The following is a 21,741-nucleotide window of genomic DNA, read 5'->3' as shown; positions in this document are numbered from 1 at the left end:
TGTGTTTGGCTTTTGCAGGCTGAATGCTAAACAGCCACCTAGGGTGTTAATTTTACTTGTACTATGACGACTATTACTAAGAAAACCAGTCTCACCTCAGGGTGCCAACTGTTATTGTAGCTGACTGTTTATAATTCACTCATCGCACACATGTCATTGCACTATACCATCTTAAAATTGCTAAAATGGACGTTTTTTTAGAATCTTAAGAATGACTTTTCAGATTGGACAACGTTATTTTAATGAAGCGGATGTGGCTTTGGGTTTGGGTCAAGTGGTGGCGCGACAGGCCCGTATGGTTAAGTTGCATTTCGGTGCCGTGAATGAAATGCGAATTTATGCCATGGAAAATGCGCCTTTGATTCGATATCGGCCTCAGGTTGGTGATGAGATTAAATGTCATGATGGTCAAAGGCTAACGGTGACCGAAATTTCTGAAGTCGATGGTTTAATCAATTATCAAGGCGTTAATGACGCCGGTGATGAAATTGATGTCAGCGAGACTGATATTGCAGATAACATCGCTTTATCACAACCCAAGGATCGTTTGTTAAATGCACAATTAGATTCGCCTAAATGGTTTCGGTTGCGACAAGATGCAGCTAATCACAGACGAGATTTATGGCAATCTGAGCTATATGGCTTAATGGGTTGTCGCACGGCTTTATTGTCACATCAACTTTATATCGCAAAACAAGTTAGTCGACGTTTTGCACCTCGGGTTTTGCTGGCCGATGAGGTGGGTTTAGGTAAAACCATTGAAGCCGGTTTAATCGTTCATGCGCAATTACTCAACGGCTTGGCAGATCGGGTTTTATTTGTGGTGCCAGACAGTTTGGTACATCAGTGGATGATTGAACTGATGCGACGTTTTAATATTCACGTGAGTGTATTTGATGAAGCCCAGTGCGAGGCTTTAATTGACAGTGGCTATGACAACCCTTTTGAGTCAGCCCAACAGGTACTGGTGCCTTTGTCATTAATTTCAGATTCAGCTCAACGCTTTAGTGAAGTTTATGCTGCTGATTGGGATCTTATGGTGGTGGACGAAGCGCATCATTTACGACAACCTGAGGATGATCGTTATCAGGATTTAACGGTTTTATTTGACGGCAAGACATTGAGCCGAGAGCAGCGGGCTTATGGTGTCATTGAAAAACTCAGCGAAACCGTCGCAGGTGTGTTGTTGTTGACAGCGACGCCGGAACAGTTGGGTCAACGCAGTCATTTTGCACGTTTGCGGTTATTGGATAAAGATCGGTTTAATAATTATGATGAATTTGTGAAAGAGCAAAATCGTTTTGAGCCGATTGCAGAAGGTATTGGTCTGTTAATCGACGCACAGCAGCAAGATAATCCATTGCCGATTAAACACGTCAATGAAATTTTGCAAGGTCGAGTGGCGCCGTCAGTTATCAGTGAGTTACAAGAGCTGGCGCAACAACCTGATAAAACCTCCGCTTTTATACATCGCTTACTGGATCAATACGGTACCGGACGAATTATGTTTCGTAATACCCGACAATCGGTGAGCGGCTTTCCTGAGCGGCTTTTGGCATTGACATTATTATCTGAGCCTGACAGTTATCAGACAGCAAATGATGTAACAACTTATTTATCGCCGGAACTTAGCTTTCGAGCGGATGATGAAAATACTCAATGGACCAAGGTGGACCCAAGAATTCCCTGGTTGGTTAATACGTTACAAAGTTTGAACAATGAAAAAGTGGTGTTGATTGCGCATCGGGCTGATAGTGTTCTGGCTTTAGCCGATTATCTACGAGAAAAGTATGGTATTCATGCCGCTTTATTTCATGAAGGCATGAGTTTAGTTGAGCGTGATCAGGCTGCTGCTTGGTTTGCTGATTTTGAGCAGGGCGCTTCACTTCTATTGTGTTCTGAAATCGGAAGTGAAGGCCGTAATTTTCAATTTGCGCGACATTTAATCTTGTTTGATTTGCCACCGCATCCGGACTTATTAGAGCAGCGAATCGGACGTTTAGATCGCATTGGTCAAGGCCGTGAAATTATGCTACATGTACCCATTTTTGCAGATTCACAGCAACATACCTGGTTTCGTTGGTATGACGAAGGGTTAGGGATTTTCAATGCCCCTAATCCGGCTGCCGCAATACTTTTTAAACAGTTTAAGGCAGCCTTAATCGGTGATTTAGAGACTCAGGAAATTGAGCAATTGATTAAACAAACCCAAACACAAAGTGAAGATTTATTGACTAAAATGGCACGTGGCCGAGACCGACTACTTGAGTTTCAATCCCATCCTCCGGGTGCGGATAGGTTGGTTGAACAGGCAGAATCAGAAGAGCGTGTAAATCTGCTGATTGATTTTATGCATCGGGTCTATGATTTATATGGTGTTGATTTTGAGGTGAACAGTAACGGCAGTGAAATTTTGCATCCCACTGAACAAATGCAAGGTTATTTTCCGCGCTTGCCCGATGATGGCATGACCGTGACTTACCATCGCCATTATGCGTTGGCCAATGAAACCTGGCATTATCTCACCTGGGAACATCCCATGGTCACTGAAGTTATGGACATGATTTTAGATCAGGAAAAAGGCAACAGTACCTTGGTTGTAATCCAGCAGCAGGGTTTGAAGGCGGGCCAATTGTTTTTGGAGTGCCATTTTCAGTTTGCGCTAAGTGGGCGACAAAATCGATACTTAGCCGGACTACTGCCGCCGCAGGTGGTGCGTTTATTATTGACTGAGCAAGGTAAAGATTTGTCACAACAATTGGATGCAAATACATTACAGGCGATGGCGCAATCAGTGCCACAAAAAACCGCTGTTGCGGTGCTCAAAGCTAAATTACCGGTGATTAAACAGTTATTAAAGTTGGCTGATTTTAAAATTAAACAGCAGCAGCCTGACTTGCTTATGCAATGGCAGCAACGTGTCAAAACACATTTAAATGGAGAAATTGAACGTCTACAGCAATTGGCAGAACAAAATCATTTGGTTCGGGAAGACGAGGTGGTATATGCGCAACAGCAGTTAACAAAGGCGGTTGAGCGCATTCAATCATTACAACCGCAGTTGGATTCTTTGCGTGTTTTAGTTACTATGTGATGATGGACTTTGGCAAAATAATTGACCACATCTACCAACAACTGTTGTTGGAAAAAAATTTGGGCCAAGTGGCGGGCTATATTCCTGAACTGGCCACGGTTGACAGTGAGAAGTTTGGTGTTTGTTTAATTAACACCGATAACCAATGTTTTTCAGCAGGTGATTGGCAGGAACAGTTTTCCATTCAAAGTATTGTCAAAGTGGTGACTTTGAGTTTGGCCTATCAAAAACTCGATGCCCAACTGTGGCAAAGGGTTGGGGTAGAGCCCTCCGGTACACCGTTTAATAACCTCAGTCGCTTAGAGAGTGATTACGGTATTCCACGAAATCCATTTTCCAATGCCGGTGCCATTGTTGTTTGTGATGTATTGATGGAATTATTCAGCGATCCGCGTGAAGTCGTTATTAGTATGCTCCGAACCCTGGCTGCGGATGATGATATTAATTTTACCCAGGCCATTGCAGCGTCGGAAAAATCTGAAGGCTACCGCAATATGGCGCTGGCTTATTTTATGAAGTCCATGGGTAACATTAAGCACGAAGTGGAAGATGTATTGGACTTTTATTTTGATGTGTGTTCCATTGCTGTGAGCTGTGAGCAGCTGGCGAGAATTTTTATGTATTTGGCTAAACATGGACGTAGTGCTGATGGTAAATATAGTTATCTCAGTGAAGGTCAGGCAAAACGTATCAACGCCATCATGCTGACTTGCGGTTTTTATGATGAAGCAGGGGATTTTGCTTTTCGTGTGGGTCTGCCCGGTAAAAGTGGTGTTGGTGGCGGTATTGTGGCAGTGATGCCGGGAGAATTTAGCCTGGCTGTATGGTCACCTCGATTAAATGAAAAAGGTAACTCTTATCGAGGTTTACGGTTTCTGGAGCATTTTACCGATGCCACGGAACGAACCATATTTTAATCGTTAATCAGTTTTTATTAACGATCCTTTAGCGTCAATTATACGTATGGACTTTAACCGCTGTGATTTTCACGGTAAAATCATTACTTTCCCATTCCTTAAAACCATTATGTTTATTCGTATTATATTACTAACCTTAATATGCGGTGGGGTCATCGCCAAAGAGCCAACAACAGAACTTGATCCATTTATTTGGTTAGAAGACATTGATTCTGAACGTGCCATGGAATGGGTAAAAAATGAAAATAAGTCAACCGCTGATGACTATAAGTCTAAACCCATCTATAAGGAACTATATCAGCAAGCCTTATCAACCTTAAACAATAAATCACGTATTCCTGCAGTGAGCCGCCAAGGAGATTGGCTTTATAACTATTGGAAAGATGCTGAAAATCCACGGGGCATTTATCGCCGAGCTAAGGTTGATAGCTTCATCAGTAATGACACGGCTGAATGGCAGACAGTGTTAGATATGGACGCTTACAATGAAGACAATGAAGGCACTTGGGTCTTTAAAGGCATGAATTGTCTAAAACCTGAGTATCAACGTTGTTTAACCTACTTATCGCCCGGTGGTGGTGATGCGGTTATTATGAAAGAATTCGATGTCGACAGTAAACAGTTCATCGAAGACGGTTTCCAGTTGCCCAAGGCCAAGATGCGGGTTTCATGGCGCGATAAGGACCATTTGTATGTGGCCACAGATTTTGGTGCCGGCAGTATGACCGAATCGGGTTATCCGGCCGTGGTCAAACTCTGGACCCGGGGTGAAGATTTAAAAGCGGCCAAAACCCTCCTAACAGTCCCCAATAAATCTGTATCTACCGGCGCCTTTCGTTTGGGTGAGGGGGATGAGGCCATTGATTTTGTACTTGATAGTACATCGTTTTGGACAAATGACTTTTACATTTTAAAGAATAACACACCGAAGAAGCTTAATCTTCCTGACAGCGCCGAAATTAATGGTGTTTTTCAAGGACAGTTATTGGTGTCGCTGAAAGATGACTGGACTTTCCAGGAACAGGCTTTAAAACAAGGTATGGTGTTATTGATTAAACCCGACTTATTGTTAAATCAAGAGGCGAAAGCTGAAACAGATGATTGGCAGGTGTTTTTAGACCCGAATCAATTCACCACCATCGAATCCATTGCCACCACCGACGACAGTATTATCGTTAATTCATTGGTGGATGTGGTGGCTCAGGTGGATGTTTATCAACCCAATACGGATGATGCCAATCGGGTTTGGCAAAAAAACCGGGTTGAATTTCCGGCCAACGGGGCTGTGAGTTTGACTTCTGTGGATGATAAATCCGGTGATTTTTTTGCGGTGTATGAGTCCTTTATTAAGCCACCGACTTTGTACCATGTATCAGGTAAAAATCTTAAAGCCACCGCTGTGCGGTCCCAAAAGCCAAGTTTTGATGCCGAGCCCTATGTGGTGAAACAGTTCTTTGCCCGTTCCAAAGACGGCACTTTTGTGCCTTACTTTATTGTCATGAATAAAGATTTACAATATAACGGCAAAAACCCGACCCATATTTTTTCCTACGGTGGCTTCAGAAATTCTCTGACACCGTCCTATTCCGGTAGCTATGAAGCCTTAGAAGGGGCTTACGGCAAACTCTGGCTCGATCGTGGTGGAGTGTTTGTTTCAGCCAATATTCGTGGCGGTGGCGAGTATGGCCCGCAATGGCATCAGGCCGCATTACTCGATAATAAAACCAAATCCTATGAAGATTTCGAAGCAGTGGCTAAAGACTTGGTGGAACGCAACATCACATCACCTGAGCATCTGGGTATTGAAGGCCGCTCCAATGGTGGTTTATTGGTGGGTGCCACCATGACCCGTCATCCGGAATTGTATGGTGCCGCCATTATTGGTGTGCCGTTACTGGATATGAAACGGTATCATAAGCTACTCGCCGGTGCCAGCTGGATGGGCGAATTCGGTAATCCCGATAACCCTGAGCATTGGGCATTTATGAAAGAATACAGTCCTTACCAAAATCTTCGCAAAGATACTGATTATCCGGCGACCTTCTTTTTCACCTCAACCCGAGATGATCGGGTGCATCCCGGTCATGCCCGCAAAATGGCCGCCAAAATGGAATCCTATGGTTATCCTGTGTGGTATTACGAAAATATCGAAGGCGGCCACGGCGGCTCCAGCACCAACGAGCAGTTAGCAGAACGCCTGGCTTTGGTCTATACCCATCTGTGGACGCATTTAAGGTAAATTAAACGACCATCCTTACTACTGACACAAAGTGGCGCGTTATGTGTCGCTTTGTGTCAACTTCACACTTTTCCATGCAATTTATTCTTAAAAATGGCTTATATCAACTTAAATACCATATTATGTCGCACATAATGTGAACCCTGTCAGAAAAATATTTACATTAAATAATCACTTATGTATCCTAATAACAGGATTCCTTAATTAGGGATATTTTTTTAGTTTTTTAAATAAGAGGATGTTTATGAATAGTTTTTCTAAACCCAAGTGGGTCTTGTGTTGCTTGTTTTTTGGTTGTTCGCTGGCTTTGCACGCGGCGGATGAAGTTGATGTAACTCGTGCCGGATTAACTTATGATGGGCCTTATGATGAAGCCATATTAAATGGGGGTATCCACCTTGTGGTTGATCAGTGCGATGATGGCGGATGGGCTTGGGATGATCATGATGTATGTCCCGCGACTTCTCCGACAAATACTGTTGCGCCCATTGTCGATGGTCTTTTGGTTGTGAATGAAAAGTTTGGCTTAAACATGATCAAAAATGCGGCTTTAGAAGGCACAGCCCATGGTTTAACTTCTGTATTCACGAATGGCAATGAAGCTGGCGAAGTTCGTTTGTGGTCACAATCGGCATTGCATTTATGGCGGGTTTGGGCGTTAACCGGGGATGATGCTTATCGCAACTTTGTTGTTGATAATTATTACGAGAAGTTTTTGGCTGGAAATTATCGTTTTGACCAGGATATTGATGATTTTATTGCGGCTTCTCGAAGAACAACAACCGCATATGTCAATTTAAGATCGTGGGAGTTTGCGCCGCAGGTATTAGCGGCTGAGCGATTTTGTTATCAGGGGATATCAGATAAATTTAAAGAGGGTATTTTAACGGCCTTGAATGATTTGACTAATACAACAACCTATACTTATCAAGGAGACATTGTCTATAAAGCGTATGATGTTTTAGGCATCGCAGGTGCTGTTTTAGGTTTGGCGCGGGTTAATTATGTGAATGATTTTCCTGCACCCATAAACGCCCCTAACCACAGTGATGTGAATGGTATGATTAATTTAGAAGAACTAACTGATCATTTAGTTGGTTTGCAAAATCCAGATGGTTCTTTTTATGATAAATCCGGTCTCGCATTAACTGCAGATGGTTCAAATCCACTCGCAGACACGCAAACGACAGCTTATGCGGTTTTGGCTTTAGTCAAAGCTCAAGAACGTTTCCCTAACAAAAATTATCTGCCGGCTATTGAGTCAGCTAAAATTTGGTTGGCATCTATGCAAGATGTTGACGGTGGTTTTCTGAGTTATCCCGGTGGAGATAAGAATTCTGAGATCGAAGCGGAAGCCATTCAAGCCTTAGGCACTGAAGGCGTATATGATCGTATCTTCCAGGGCCAGATGGAATGTTATGTGAATTAATTTCGCATTGCTTGATTTAATAAAAAGCATCGCTTTTCGGTGCTTTTTTTTTAGACTTTAAAAACTCAAAAGCTCAGTACATGATTACAAAATAACCCGTGGTGCATTTAGGACAGAACACAACAAGTTTTGTCATATCGACCGAGCGAAGCGAGTGGAGATATCTCCTGACGATGGAGATTTGCGATAAAATTGGCGAGATTCCTCCATGCGCTTCGCTTAGTCGGAATGACATGACACTTTTAGGTGCTGAAAGCAATCTTGAGAACCAATTATCATTCCAAATGCACCACGGGTAAAATAGTAAATTGTAAGCTGAATAACTAATACCCGACTTAAACCATTTAAAAATTAAAAATATTATTATTTGATTATCTCTTATAAAAATTGTTCTATGACGTAGTACGTCATTTATTTAGGACGTGTGGTGCATTACAAAATGTTTCTGAGTTATTTTAACGAATTTAGCTTATTTTGATTGTTTTTAATAACAATGTTCTATCATATTCTATACACTTAAAATATGTTTTAGGTCTGTGAATCAATTTTAAAGGGGATTTTTTATGAAAAGTAAATTTCAAGGCAACAAGGTTTTGGTTGGATTTATGACAATTTTTGCATTTTGTGCAATGGCAGAGCAGGAAAACTATGAACTCAATGGTTTCAGCTATGAAGGACCCTATGATGAAGCTATTATCAATGGTGCAATTCATATCATGGCACAACAGTGTAGTGATGGAGGCTGGGCTTCTCCACACAATGCTTGTCAATCTTCAGCTTCCATTTACAGTATTACTTCACCAATTAATGATGCAGTAATGATTACCTATGAAAATACCGAACTGAGTGTTTTTAAACATTCAGCGGTCGCAGCCGGCGATTTTAACTTGGGATCAACGTATACTTCAAATGGCAGTACAGCTGTTGCTACCCAAACCCCCTTAAATTTATGGCGATTAACCGCTTTAACGGGAGATTCTGTTTATAGAGATTGGGTAAAAAATGGTTTTTATGAAGCTTTACTTGCTGGAACGTATGGTAGTTCGGGAAATTTTGATACGGCTGATTATATTGCTGATGCCCGTGCCAATATTTATAAAAACATATTCACGAAGGAATTTTCCAGTCAGGTTTTAGCGGCTGAGCGTTACTGTTATCCAGGCATTGCTGATCAATTTAAGCAGGCTATTTTAGATGAACTGGCATTATTAGACGATACAGCAATTTATGATATTGCGGGTTTGGCAGGTGGTGTGTTGGGTTTGGCGCGTGTTAACCAATTGGTATTTCCTGAAATTGTTGCAGCAAATCAACTGGGTGTTAATGGTGAAAGCACATTAGAAGGTTTAGCGGAATACTTAGTCAGCTTACAACAAAGTAATGGTTCATTCCATTATACCTCTCAACCAGGTGGGTTTGAACATACCCAAACCACAGCTATTGCGATATTGGCTCTTATCAGCGCCCAAGAACGTTTACCTCATAAAAACTATTTACCGGCTATCGGAGCCGCTAAAGATTGGTTAGCAGGCTTCCAAGATGAGGATGGTGGCTTTAGATCTTATCCTGGCGGTCCTTATGGAACAGTTACAGAAGCTGAGGCGGTCTATGCTTTGGCAGCAGAAGGCGTGTACGACCGTATTTTCCAGGGCCAGATGGAATGTTATGTGAATTAATTTCGCATTGCTTGATTTAATAAAAATCACCGCTTATCGGTGCTTTTTTTATGACTGACTAAAGATTGTTGTTTTTTTAAGTTACCACTACAATAAACATAACTTAACTGGGCTGACTGGATGAATTGGATTGTTGTTTTACAAGCCGTGTATTTTGTGGTGATGTTGCTGGCGATTGTGCAAGTCATCTATGACTCTCGTAACACCACCAAAGCCTTGTCCTATATTTTAGCCATTGTTTTCTTACCCGTTATTGGCATTGTTTTTTATTTATCCTTTGGCATTAATTACCGTAAGCGTAAATTTTACAGCCATAAATTATTGCGTGATGAGCAGTTACGCAAAGATGTTAAAACCCAAAGCCATGAGGCTTCAGACGCCGCTTGGAACAGTTCACATTTTCCGGTCAAATATCGCAATCTGGCACGTTTTATTGTCAATGCCAATATCAGCCCGTTGACAGCCGGCAATAAAGTAACCTTATTACGGAATGGTGAGCAAAAATTTCCCGAATTATTACAAGCCATTAGCCATGCCCAGCACCATATTCATATTGAGTATTATATTTATGAAAATGACCAAATTGGTAACCAACTTGCCGATGCCTTGATTGAGCGTGCAAAAGCAGGCGTCGAGGTGCGTTTTATTTATGATGATTTTGGTAGTTACTTAATTGGTCGTGAGCTGATAGCCAGACTGCAACAGGCCGGCGTTAAGACATCACCTTTTTACCGCATTCGGTTGCATGCCTTGGCGCATCGCTTAAATTTTCGCAATCACCGGAAGATAGTGGTGATTGATGCCAATCTGGGCTTCACCGGCGGCATAAATGTCGGTGACAATTATTGTAATGACACCGTTGAAAAAGGCCCTAAGCTGTATTGGCGAGACATGCATTTGCGAATTGAAGGTCCGGCGGTGGCTTTTTTGCAGTATATTTTTATCAGCGACTGGAATTTTTGTACCGATGACTCGTTGGCACTTTCCGCTGAGTATTTTCCTGAAAAATTGTATGGTGATGACCTACAGCCACAAATGGTGCAGATGGTGTCCTCAGGACCGGATTCTGATTTACCGAACATACTTTTTTCATTGCTAAAAGCCATCCATACTGCGCGCCAGCGGATTTATATTACCACGCCTTACTTTATTCCCGGAGATGCCCTGAAAGATGCCTTAATGATGGCCGCTAAAAGTGGTGTCGATGTTCAGCTTTTGGTGCCTTTAGACTCAGATTCAAAAGTCGTCAACACCGCCGCTAAATCTTATTACAGTGATTTATTGGCCGTTGGTATCCGTATTTTTCAGTATGAAAAAGGTTTTATTCACACTAAAAGCATCATCATTGATGATGACCTGGTTATTATGGGCACCGCCAACATGGATATCCGCAGTTTTGATATCAATTTTGAGGTGAATGTCTTAATTTACGGTCATACATTAACCAATGAATTGGCTGATGTTTTTGCTGAAGATACCGCTGATGCGCTGGAAATAGATCCCGAAGCCTGGTTAAACCGATCTACCTTATTAAACTTCTGGGAACGGGTGGTGCGTTTGTTTTCACCGATGATGTGATTGTAAAAAATGCTGTGATAAAACTTAACCTTGTTAAAGCACACCGATTGATATGGTTTTAAAAAATGCTTTGCATGTTAAAAATATGATGTTACTTTAATAAATTTGATTACAATACTGGCTTCTTAATGGTGTTGGTTTCGATGCGCTTTATTGTTGTGATATTGAATTGTGTCGATTATTGATGACAAATCCGACCGCATAAAAATGTGTCGGTTTTATGAGGTTATGGCTTCATGTTAAGCGAAATTCCCACAGCAGTGCCGTCTGCAATTAGTTTAATTCCGCCTGTGGCTGTGTTGGTGTTGGCAATATGGTTAAAAAGGCCCATTCTGGCATTAACTTTAGGTGCTTTGGTCGGCTTAGTGTTGCATGCGCCGAGTGACTTATTATCTAACTTTGCCGATACATCTTTAAACGTCATGCAGGATGAGACCATTGCTTGGCTTATTTTGGTGTGTGGTGGGTTTGGCATGCTGATTGGTTTATTGGTTCATACCGGTGGTGCCATGGCGTTTGGCCAGCGGGCACAACGTTTGGCCAAAGGTCGAAAATCATCACTATTTATGACGTTTATTTTAGGTCTGGTTATCTTTGTCGATGATTACCTGAATGCCTTAAGTGTCGGTGAAAGCATGAAACGTGTCACCGATAAATACAAAGTATCCCGTGAAATGCTGGCTTATGTGGTGGATTCAACGGCCGCGCCTGTTTGTGTCTTGGTGCCGTTATCAACGTGGGCTATATTTTTTGGCGGCTTGCTTGAAAACAATCAAGTGGCTGCGGTGGGTGAAGGTATCAGTGTTTATATACAGGCCATTCCTTATATGCTATATGCCTGGTTAACCTTACTTGTTGTGTTGTTGGTGGTGTTGGGTATTATGCCTGTGTTTGGCCCCATGAAAAAAGCTGAAATGGCCGCTCAATTTGGTAAACATGATCCTGCTCAATCTCACGCGGCCATTGATAATGTGGCCATCGATGAAGATGTTATCGAAGCTGCGACACCCAGTGATGAAAATTTAGCCGTCGGCGAATATTTGGTTAAAGGCATTGAAGAAGAATTTGATGAGGCTCAATCCAAAGGTAAACTCATGAATTTTCTGGTACCTATGGTAATGTTGGTGGTGTTAACCATTTATTTTGATGTGGATGTCTGGAAAGGTTTGATTGCAACATTGATGTTAACTTTGCCATTTTACGCTGTGCAGCGTTTGATGTCTTTGGCTGAAATGATGGAAACCATGATGGATGGATTTAAAACCATGTTACCGGCGATTGGCACTGTGGTGGCAGCCTTTATTTTTAAAGATGTCTGCGATAAGTTAATGTTGCCTCAGTATGTGATTGATAATTTATCGCCTTATATGACCGCGCAAATGTTACCGGCCTTGGTGTTTGTTTCTATGGCTGTGTTGGCCTTTGCCACCGGTTCCAGCTGGGGGATTTTTGCGGTGACCATTCCTATAGTTATGCCTTTAGCGTATGCCGTGGATGCCAATATTCCTTTGGTGATTGGTGCCTTACTATCTGCCAGTGCCTTTGGTTCGCAAGCCTGCTTTTACAGTGATTCAACCATTCTCGCGGCTCAAGGTGCCGGCTGCAATATGGTCTCCCATGCCATCACCCAATTACCCTATGCCCTGATTGCAGCGACGGTGAGCTTTATCGGCTTTTTGTTGTTGGCTTAACCCGCAAACCATAAAGACCCGAGATCTGCTCGGGCCTTTAAGTTTAATTTGGTCGTTAACAAGTTGGGTTTATCTGCTATATTAGATGGCATGAGCATTAATTGGATATTACTTTTCGTCGGCGGACTTTTTGAGACCGGTTTTGCCATCTCGGTCAGTATCAGCATGTACTTGCTGTATAAAGCCATGGGCGGTCCCAAAGCCATTCCCGTCGGCACGGCGTACGCCGTCTGGGGTGCCATCGGAGCCATCGGAACCGTTATCGCCGGTATTATTATCTTCAAAGAACCCGTGACCTTCTGGCGCATGTTTTTTCTGTCCACCTTAATTATTTCTGTTATTGGGTTACAAGTAGTGAGTAGTCATAGTTAACTCATAACATACAAAACATTTGATTGCTGATACCTCTTGGGTTCTAGGATTTTGGCTTATAAGTGAAACAGAATGCAAATATAAATAGACCGCTGACAATCAACATCACGCCTAAGGTGGTGATTAATTCATTTTTTAAAGAACTTAATTTCACAACCCCAGAAAGTTTATAAAGCCGTTGACCATTATTAACTTCAGTGATGAAGGAACTACCTTTTGAATTTGGAAGAGAGATTTGTTTTATAGCAATTCTGGAAATGTTATTTTGTATACGCGTCCTCGCATCCTCTGTTGATTCATCAATTTGATGAATTATATCAGGATTAAATTGATAGGGTGTCTCCCCTTGTTTGATAACGCCTAGTGACTCGTATATATATTCCTTTTCATTAAAAACCACGCCTTTGGATCCTAAATACACCAAACCCACACCAAAAACCACCACCAAAGAAGCCAAAATAAAACGCCGTTTGAATTGTTTTTCACGCCGATTTCGAACCGAGGCATACTCAGCAGCAACTTCGGGTATATGCGATAAGTTTTTTTCAATATAGGATTGGCTTAGGCTATTGATTAACTCCATACCGGTCATGCCAAACGCTTGTGCAATTTTATAGATAACATCATAAGATGGGGAGCCTTTGTCATTTTCTAATTTCGATAAATAGGACTGCTCAATGCCGGCTTTGCTGGCGAGAGCGGGTTGCGTCATATTTTCATTTGTTCTGAGTAATTTTATTTTTTCGCTGAGCTTCATGTTATTTTTACTTTTTGAGAGAGCTTATATTCTTTGCTTTCATATCAGGAATAAACAGATGAATATAATCAGATATCAAAGAATATTTTATGGATGCAACAGTTTCGTCAGGTAAATGTATTATCCAGCCATTATAACAGTTACCAATACAAGCAATATTCAGCCGGTAGATGGGCTCCGCTCATTAAAATGCTGAAAATAAAAGAATATCACTAAGTGTTGATGGGCGAAGCCCATCCTACAGTATCTAAATTGAAGCAGGTAACCACGCCGAAGCGTGGTTATCAGGAATCGGGTTTAGCTGACAAAGCCGGCTTCTTTAGCCTGTAAATCGGCGTGGTAGGAGCTGCGGACTAAGGGGCCGGAGGCGACGTGGGTGAAGCCTAAGGTGTAGCCGTATTCTTCGATGGCTTTGAATTCATCGGGTGACCAGTATTTTAATACCGGGTGATGGCCCTTTGTGGGTTGTAGGTACTGACCGACGGTGATCATTTCGACATCATGGTCGGCCAGATCGCGTAAGGTGCCTTTGATTTGTTCAAAGGTTTCGCCAAGACCGGTCATAATCCCGGATTTTGTGGCGACGTCAGGATGTTGGGCTTTAAATCGTTTCAGTAAGTCTAAAGACCATTGGTAATCTGCACCGGGGCGGACGTTTTTGTACAAATCCGGTACGGTTTCCAGGTTATGGTTGAAGACGTCCGGCGGCGAGTCTTTAAAAATTTCCAGGGCTTTTTCAATTTTATTTTTACCGCGGAAATCCGGGGTCAGGATTTCAATTTTTATGTTTGGTGTGCTGGCGCGAATGGCTTCGATACAATCAGCGAAGTGTTGTGCGCCACCGTCTTTTAAATCATCACGATCCACTGAGGTAATGACCACATATTTAAGGCCCATATCGGCGATGGTGAGGGCTAAGTTAGCCGGTTCACTGGCATCGACGGGTAAGGGTCGGCCGTGGGCAACATCACAAAAGGAGCAGCGTCTGGTGCAGATTTCACCTAAAATCATAAAGGTGGCGGTGCCGTGACCGAAACATTCATGAATATTCGGGCATGAGGCTTCTTCACAAACCGTCACCAGGGAATTCGTGCGTAGCTTACTTTTTAGTTTTTGCACCGCGTTACCGGTGGGAATGCGTACCCGAATCCAATCAGGTTTACGTAACCGAGGCGCATCGGTATCAAATTTCGCGCGGTTACGATCGGTTTTAGCGGCGCCAAGTTCTTTGTTACCGGCGGTTTGTATGTTTAGAGGTATTTTTTGATCCATAACGTCAACGATTGGTTCACACCGCAAGAGGTGTTTGGTGAGAAGAAAAATTCAAGTTTTGACAAAAGCTGTCAGCCAGTTGTTTTTGCACCGTATGTATATCACATTCTGGGTTTAAATCACACAGTTGTATGACTTTTAGCCCGCTAAAGCCACAAGGGTTAATGCGCGCAAAAGGGCTTAAATCCATGTTAATGTTAAAGGCCAGACCATGGTAGGAACAACCTTTGCGTATTTTCAGACCCAGAGCGGCAATTTTATCACCGTTGACATAAACACCAGGGGCTTTTAGTTTACGTTCAGCAACAATGTCATAATGGGCCAACACATCAATCACGGCCTGTTCAATACCATGTACCAGGGATTTAACACCGATGCCATGGCGGCGTAAATCAAGAAGTGGGTAGGCCACGATTTGTCCCGGTCCATGATAAGTCACCTGGCCGCCACGGTCCACTTGAACCACCGGTATGTTGCCGGCAGCCAACACATGTTCTGCTTTACCGGCTAAGCCCTGGGTAAAGACCGGGGGATGTTCCACCAGCCATAATTCGTCGGTGGTGGTTTTGTCGCGTTGGTCGGTAAAGTCCTGCATGGCCGACCACACCGACTGATAATCGCATCGACCTAAGTTTTTTATGATCAGCGGTGCTGTTACAGGGTCCATACCACGCTGTCTAATTCTCGCAAGTCTTGGTAAATATTAATCAAGTGTTCTCGTGATTGGGCATAGACCAGTACGGTGACAGATAAATATTTATCGTTTTTACTGGTTTTAATTTGCACCCCTTCTTTAGATACTTCCGGGGCATGTTGTTTAATGCACTGATAGACATCTTCCTGAAAATTATCTTCATTGGCGCCCATGGCTTTGATTGGATATTCGCAGGGAAATGTCAGGCCCTCTGCCTGGTTCATGTCGGGTGTTTGATCAGTCATTAATCATCACCTCCAAAAGATTTAAACCATAAGCCCATACCATCAACGGTGCGGGTCCACCAGCCACCTTGTTCAACCGCATTTAACGCCACCATCGGTCGTTCGATGATGACATTATCATCGAGCCGGATGGTTAACTGGCCCAGAACCTGACCTTGGGCAATCGGCGCTTCTAATTGTCCAGGGATATCAACGCCGGCTTGTAGGCGATCGTAACTACCTTTGGGGATGGTAATAAATAAATCATTGGCTAAGCCCAAAGCCACTTCCTCTTCTTGACCTTTCCAGACTTCCGCAACAGCCTGTTGTTGTCCGGCGGGATAGAGTTTATGGGTTTCGAAAAAACGAAAACCATAGTTCAGCATTTTTTGGGTCTCGTCAGCACGGGCTTTTTCTGATTCGGTGCCCATAACCACGTTAATTAAGCGCATACCATTACGAGATGAGGTGGTGGCAAGACAATAACCGGCAGATTCGGTGTGGCCGGTTTTAAAGCCGTCAACGGTTGGGTCGCGCCACAGTAAAGTGTTGCGATTATGTTGTTTAATGCCGTTGTAGGTAAATTCTTTTTCTGAATAAATGTGGTATAAGTCCGGAAACTCTCGGACCAGTGCTTGACCTAATAAAGCCACGTCGTAGGCGGACATATAATGACCTTCTTCAGGTAAGCCGGTGGCATTGGTAAAGTGTGAATTCTTCATGCCTAATTTACTGGCAGCTTTATTCATCATGGAAGCGAAGACTTCTTCACTACCGGCGATATGCTCTGCCAAAGCAATGCTGGCATCATTGCCTGATTGTACAATCATACCCCGAACCAAGTCTTCAATGTTGACTTGCTTGTCCACTTCGATAAACATTTTTGAGCCGCCGGTACGCCAGGCTTTTTCGCTGATGGTGGCTGTGCCTTCTAATGACAATTGGCCGTTTTTAATTTCTTGAAAAACCACATAAGCCGTCATCATTTTTGTGATACTGGCAGGATCTACTTCCGCATGTGGGTTTTTTTGCATGAGAATGCGGTTGCTATGGTAGTCCATAAGAACATAGCTTTCAGCGTTAATCGCCGGAGCAGCCGGTTGTATTTGGTTTTGCGCTAAGGCAGCTACACTCAATAGCATAAATAAAAATGAAGTCAGGGTCTTGTTTGGACGGATTGTAATCATAGTTATGGACGTTTTTAGTTAATCGGTAATTATCTGGGCGTTGGCTATACCGGCATTTGAAACCCGATTGAGCAACTGGTTAATCTTAAATTCTGAATTTATTGGACCAATTCGAACCCGGTGTAAAAGACCGGCTGGTGTGGTCAGTATGGTGACAAAAGTCTCAATTCCAAGTAACTGGCTGGACTTTTTTGCTAAGTTATATGCTGCTTGTTGATCGCTAAAAGCACCTAATTGAAGGTAGGTCAAACCTTGGGCGATGGGTTTTTGTTGCAAGTCATGGGGCGAATTAACCACCTTGATATCAACCGGGGTTACGCCATCATTAACGAAATCGAGCATTTTGGCCGCTGCATAAGATAAATCAATAATGCGATCACCGACAAAAGGACCGCGATCATTGACCCTGACCACCACCTTTTTGTTGTTTTTTAAATTGGTCACTTCCACATAGCTCGGCAATGGCAGGGTTTTGTGGGCTGCGGTTAATTTATACATATCAAAGGTTTCTTGATTCGAAGTTTTGCGGCCGTGAAACTGTTTACCGTACCAAGAAGCTTTTCCTGATTGTTTAAAGCCCGTGGGGTGGTTATTGACTCGATATATTTTGCCATGGACCCGGTAGGGGCTGTGATTGCCATATTTGCTTAAGGGTTCACTTTTGGGTTGCCAGGGTTTAATGTCCTGTGGGTCAATGTCACGGTAACTGTCTTTTTTACCGCAACCGGCCAAAGTCAGCAGAACCATGATGATCCAAATCGCCGATTTCATAATTTAGCCTCTGGTTGCGGCTGTTTTGATAAGGCTGCGTCATGAGCTGCTTTTATTTTTTCGGCCAATTGATACACCGCCATAACATACATATGTGAATGGTTGTAACGTGAAATAACGTAGAAATTGTGGAAACCTCGCCAATATTCATTGGTATCTTCATCAGTTTTCATGCCAATCAGGGTGTAAGATTGGCCATTATCATCAATCAGATGAGGTTTTAATTGATTAAGTTTAATGGTTTTATCAGGTTGACTGGTTTTTTCGACCACCGGTTGGTCTTTCTGCCAGCCGTGTTTAGCAATATAATTGGCGACGCTGGCGATGGCGTCATGGGGATTGTTTAATAAATCAATGACACCGTCATTCTCATAATCAACCGCATAGCTGCGATAGCTTGATGGCATGAATTGTCCATAACCCATGGCGCCGGCATAAGAGCCTTTCGCTTCTAAGGCAGACACATGACCATCGGCGGATAGCTTCATAAAATGCCCCAGCTCCTTGGTGAAGAAAGTGCTGCGTTTGGGGTAGTCAAATGCCAAAGTATATAGGGCGTCAAGTACTTTGTGGTTGCCCTTAATGCGGCCGTAAAAGGTTTCGACACCGATAATGGCGACGATGATATGTGCAGGCACTTCGGTTTTCTCACTGACCTGTTGTAAAACATCAGCATGTTCTTGCCAAAAGTCCACCCCTTCATTAATGCGTTTATCGGTGATAAAAATGGGTCGGTATTGATACCATTCCAATACTTTTTCTGCAGGCTTATTCATGGCATCAATAATACTTTGCTGATGCTGGGCTTGATCTATAATGGATCGAATGGCTTCCGGTTTGAGGTCATATTCTTGGGCAGTTTTGCTAATAAAAGCATCAATATCAGCAGGCTTTACGTCAGCTGTAACAGTCAAGGGTAAAAGTAAGATAAAAATCAGCAAGTTCGTTTTCATTGTTGTATTAGTTTTTTATGTTTGTGGACTGCGGTTATGATACCAAAAGACAGCAGTAAAGTAAGTATTGAGGTGCCGCCATAACTCACCAAAGGTAAGGGCACGCCAACCACCGGTAGTAAGCCAGATATCATGCCGGCATTGATGACAACATAGACAAAGAAAATTAAACTTAGTGCCCCGCATAATAGCCGATTGTAGGTGTTTTTTGCATTGTAGGCGATATATAGACAGCGCATAATGATGCAAAAATAGAGTGTAAATAATAACAAGACGCCTAAAAACCCAAATTCTTCAGACAAAACCGACAGAATAAAATCGGTGGAATGTTCCGGTAAAAAATCAAGTTGGGTTTGGGTGCCTTCCGTCCAGCCTTTTCCTGAAAAACCACCTGAGCCGATTGCAATTTTAGACTGAATAATGTTCCAGCCGCGATTAAGCGGATCTGATTCGGGATTGAGGAAAGTGAGTACCCGGTGTTTTTGGTAATCATGTAAAAAATACCATAATAACGGTAAAGACAACAAAGCCAGACCACTCATGCCAATAATTAATCGCCAAGATAAGCCCGCTAAATAAATGACGAACAAACCACTAACAGCAATCAAAATGGCGGTTCCCAAGTCAGGCTGCTGATAAATGAGTCCGGCCACTAGGGCGATGACGGTCATGGCAGCCAATAATGAAGGCCAACGGGGCGGAATCGGTGAATGTCTAAACAACCAAGCAACCATCATGGGCAAGGTTATTTTCCCTAATTCTGAAGGTTGAATACTGATGCCGACATCAAGCCAACGCTGGGCGCCTTTAACTGTAACCCCGACCAAAAGTACCGCCACTAACATCAGTAAAGTGATGACGAACAAATAAGGTGTGAATTGTTCGAATCGCTCCGGTCTGATTTGAGTAATAACAAAAAAACCGGTTAAACCCAAAATAATACGTATAAGCTGTCTTTCTACCAATACCCAGCCACCGGCGCTGTAAAGAACCACCAAACCGCCGGCCAACAGCAGTACCAGTAAGCTGCTTAATATGGGGTCAGGGAATGCCAGGCGTGTTTGTTTCATAACGAAGGGTTTTCCTGTGGTTTTTTCAAGTGGGCATCTATTATTTTTCTGGCAATGGGTGCCGCGGCTTTGGAACCGCTGGAACCATGTTCAGCCACCACCACCACAGCAATTTGGGGTTGTTCTGCCGGTGCAAAGGCTATAAATAACGCATGATTTCGCAGTTCTTTGGGTAAATCTTCAGATTTTTTATAAATATCCTCTTCTGATTTTCCATATACTTGAGAGGTGCCACTTTTACCGGCAATCAGGTAATCATCGGAGCGAATGCTGCGTCCGGTGCCGTTTGCGGCGTTAACCACAGCAATCATGCCATCATGTGCGATTTGCCAGTCTTTGGCGCTGATTTCCATGGGCAAATGCTCAGTTTTCACTGGTTTTTGTACCAGATGTAATGGATTGATCTCACCTTTGGCGCTAAAAATGGCCAAAGCTTGTGCCATTTGAATGGGCGTAATGACGAAGTAGCCTTGACCGATACCTGCAATCACTGTTTCGCCGGGAAACCAGATCATATTTCGAAAGGCACGTTTCCAACCGCGAGAAGGTAAAATACCTTGTTTTTCACCACTGACATCAATACCGGTTAATTGCCCAAAGCCAAAAGGTTGTAAAAAATCATGAATGCGGTCAATACCTAAGCGGTTTGCTAAATCATAATAAAAAACATTCACAGATTCTGCCAATGAATTAACTATGTCCACCTGACCGTGTCCGCCACGTTTCCAATCATGGTATTTTCTGGCTTGGCCGGGTAGCTGGAAAAAGCCCCGGGAAAAGTAGGTGTAATCTTCATCAATTAACTGATAAAAAAGTCCCGCTAAAGCCATATAGGGTTTTATCGTTGATCCTGGTTCATAACCACCTTTGATACTGCGATTAAACAAAGGCTTTTCAGGTGAGGTGGTTAATTGTTGATAGTCAGCATGAGAAATGCCGTTAATAAACAGGTTGCTGTTAAATCCCGGTTTTGAAACCATAGCCAGTATTTCCCCGGTGTTGGGGTCGACGGCAATGGCTGAACCGGTATTTTCATCAAACGCTTCATAAGTAGCTTGTTGTAAAGCCAAATCTATGGTCAATGTTAATGGTTTGCCGTTTTTGGGTGGTTGGTTTATTTCTTCAGATAAAATTTTACCTTTGGCATTAATGACCGTACTCAGAATTCCGGGGTGGCCATGTAATTGTTGCTCGTAATAGCTCTCGATACCGGTTTTCCCAACATAATCATCCGCCGCATAACGAACCTTGTCTTCCAATAAATACTCTTGTTCCGTGATTTTGCCCACATAACCTATGACATGAGACATCACCACCGGATATAGATATTGCCGAATCAGGTAAGGTTGAGTGCTAAATCCCGGAAATTGATGTTGACGAACAGCAAAGGCCGCAACTTGTTGGTCGCTCAGTTTGTCTTTTATGATAAGTGGTTTAAAAATGGGGTTGTATTGTAATTGTAGATTAATTTCACTGAGTTCATCAGCAGTCAGGGGTATTAATTTACGCAGTTCAGTGAGTTGTTGTTCAATATTACCGGCTTTTTCAGGGGTTAATAATAAGCGGTAAGTGGTGACGTTATCGGCTAAAAGTATGCCGTTACGATCATAAATCAAGCCTCTTGAAGCTTTAATACGGTTGGTTTTTATGCGGTTTTTTTCAGCTTGTTCGGCATAATAACTGTGTTTTATGACTTGTAAGTAAAAATAGCGACCAATCAAAGCAGCAAAGATAACTACCACGACCATCACCGCCACCCATAGGCGTTGCTGAAAAATACGGCGTTCTAAGTGGGGTTGTTTTAATGGTGTACCCAT

17 protein-coding genes are annotated in these 21,741 nt (G+C 42.8%); 8 read left to right on the top strand and 9 right to left on the bottom strand.

Annotated elements, in window-relative coordinates; genetic code table 11:
• Positions 1-211 precede the first annotated feature (211 nt).
• The 8 genes from rapA (at position 212) to OS173_RS09415 (ending at position 12,996) form a co-directional block, all read left to right on the top strand.
• The gene (gene rapA / locus OS173_RS09450) at positions 212-3,094 is read left to right on the top strand and encodes an RNA polymerase-associated protein RapA (RefSeq protein ID WP_267184035.1); all 2,883 of its coding nucleotides are present in this window, start codon (positions 212-214) and stop codon (positions 3,092-3,094) included.
• Positions 3,094-4,011: a glutaminase gene (locus tag OS173_RS09445; RefSeq protein ID WP_267184051.1), complete on the top strand. Its 918-nt coding sequence runs from the start codon at positions 3,094-3,096 to the stop codon at positions 4,009-4,011. Before rapA ends, OS173_RS09445 begins: the two co-directional genes overlap by 1 nt.
• Before the next feature lie 46 nt (positions 4,012-4,057).
• Positions 4,058-6,250 carry a prolyl oligopeptidase family serine peptidase gene (locus tag OS173_RS09440; protein ID WP_267184034.1) on the top strand — a complete coding sequence of 731 codons (2,193 nt, stop codon included), beginning with the start codon at positions 4,058-4,060 and terminating at the stop codon, positions 6,248-6,250.
• A gap of 244 nt (positions 6,251-6,494) precedes the next feature.
• Complete coding sequence (locus OS173_RS09435) at positions 6,495-7,679, top strand: prenyltransferase/squalene oxidase repeat-containing protein (protein ID WP_267184033.1); 1,185 nt, start codon at positions 6,495-6,497, stop codon at positions 7,677-7,679.
• Between the two features lie 563 nt (positions 7,680-8,242).
• Positions 8,243-9,355, top strand: coding sequence for a prenyltransferase/squalene oxidase repeat-containing protein (locus OS173_RS09430; protein WP_267184032.1), 1,113 nt, complete (start codon positions 8,243-8,245; stop codon positions 9,353-9,355).
• 120 nt (positions 9,356-9,475) lie between these two features.
• Positions 9,476-10,933 (top strand): cardiolipin synthase, encoded by a 1,458-nt coding sequence (cls, locus tag OS173_RS09425; protein WP_267184031.1) that lies wholly within the window; start codon positions 9,476-9,478, stop codon positions 10,931-10,933.
• Between the two features lie 236 nt (positions 10,934-11,169).
• Entirely contained in the window at positions 11,170-12,624 is a 1,455-nt protein-coding gene (locus tag OS173_RS09420) for a Na+/H+ antiporter NhaC family protein (RefSeq protein WP_267184030.1), read from the top strand.
• 90 nt (positions 12,625-12,714) lie between these two features.
• On the top strand, positions 12,715-12,996 hold the full coding sequence (locus OS173_RS09415) for a DMT family transporter (protein ID WP_267184029.1): 282 nt from the start codon (positions 12,715-12,717) through the stop codon (positions 12,994-12,996).
• Positions 12,997-13,039: 43 nt separating this feature from the next.
• On the opposite strand, the gene OS173_RS09410 is transcribed toward OS173_RS09415, so the two are convergent.
• The 9 genes from OS173_RS09410 to mrdA form a co-directional block, all read right to left on the bottom strand.
• Complete coding sequence (locus OS173_RS09410; RefSeq protein ID WP_267184028.1) at positions 13,040-13,753, bottom strand: helix-turn-helix domain-containing protein; 714 nt, start codon at positions 13,751-13,753, stop codon at positions 13,040-13,042.
• A 297-nt stretch (positions 13,754-14,050) separates the two neighbouring features.
• Positions 14,051-15,025, bottom strand: coding sequence for a lipoyl synthase (gene lipA, locus OS173_RS09405; protein ID WP_267184027.1), 975 nt, complete (start codon positions 15,023-15,025; stop codon positions 14,051-14,053).
• A gap of 16 nt (positions 15,026-15,041) precedes the next feature.
• Positions 15,042-15,692, bottom strand: a complete 651-nt coding sequence (lipB, locus tag OS173_RS09400) for a lipoyl(octanoyl) transferase LipB (RefSeq protein ID WP_267184026.1) — start codon at positions 15,690-15,692, stop codon at positions 15,042-15,044.
• On the bottom strand, positions 15,680-15,964 hold the full coding sequence (locus OS173_RS09395) for a YbeD family protein (protein ID WP_267184025.1): 285 nt from the start codon (positions 15,962-15,964) through the stop codon (positions 15,680-15,682). The genes lipB and OS173_RS09395 overlap by 13 nt, the downstream gene beginning before the upstream one ends.
• Positions 15,964-17,130 (bottom strand): D-alanyl-D-alanine carboxypeptidase family protein, encoded by a 1,167-nt coding sequence (locus tag OS173_RS09390; protein WP_267184024.1) that lies wholly within the window; start codon positions 17,128-17,130, stop codon positions 15,964-15,966. The genes OS173_RS09395 and OS173_RS09390 overlap by 1 nt, the downstream gene beginning before the upstream one ends.
• An 18-nt stretch (positions 17,131-17,148) precedes the next feature.
• Complete coding sequence (locus OS173_RS09385; protein WP_267184023.1) at positions 17,149-17,901, bottom strand: septal ring lytic transglycosylase RlpA family protein; 753 nt, start codon at positions 17,899-17,901, stop codon at positions 17,149-17,151.
• A complete protein-coding gene (gene mltB / locus OS173_RS09380) occupies positions 17,898-18,854 on the bottom strand; it encodes a lytic murein transglycosylase B (RefSeq protein WP_267184022.1) in 957 nt (318 codons plus the stop codon). Before mltB ends, OS173_RS09385 begins: the two co-directional genes overlap by 4 nt.
• Positions 18,851-19,924, bottom strand: coding sequence for a rod shape-determining protein RodA (gene rodA / locus OS173_RS09375; protein WP_267184021.1), 1,074 nt, complete (start codon positions 19,922-19,924; stop codon positions 18,851-18,853). Before rodA ends, mltB begins: the two co-directional genes overlap by 4 nt.
• Positions 19,921-21,741, bottom strand: a complete 1,821-nt coding sequence (gene mrdA / locus OS173_RS09370) for a penicillin-binding protein 2 (protein WP_267184020.1) — start codon at positions 21,739-21,741, stop codon at positions 19,921-19,923. Before mrdA ends, rodA begins: the two co-directional genes overlap by 4 nt.

The sequence above is a fragment of the Marinicella gelatinilytica genome, assembly GCF_026410405.1.
GTDB classification, from domain to species: domain Bacteria; phylum Pseudomonadota; class Gammaproteobacteria; order Xanthomonadales; family Marinicellaceae; genus Marinicella; species Marinicella gelatinilytica.
This window is presented reverse-complemented; position numbering and strand designations above follow the sequence as displayed.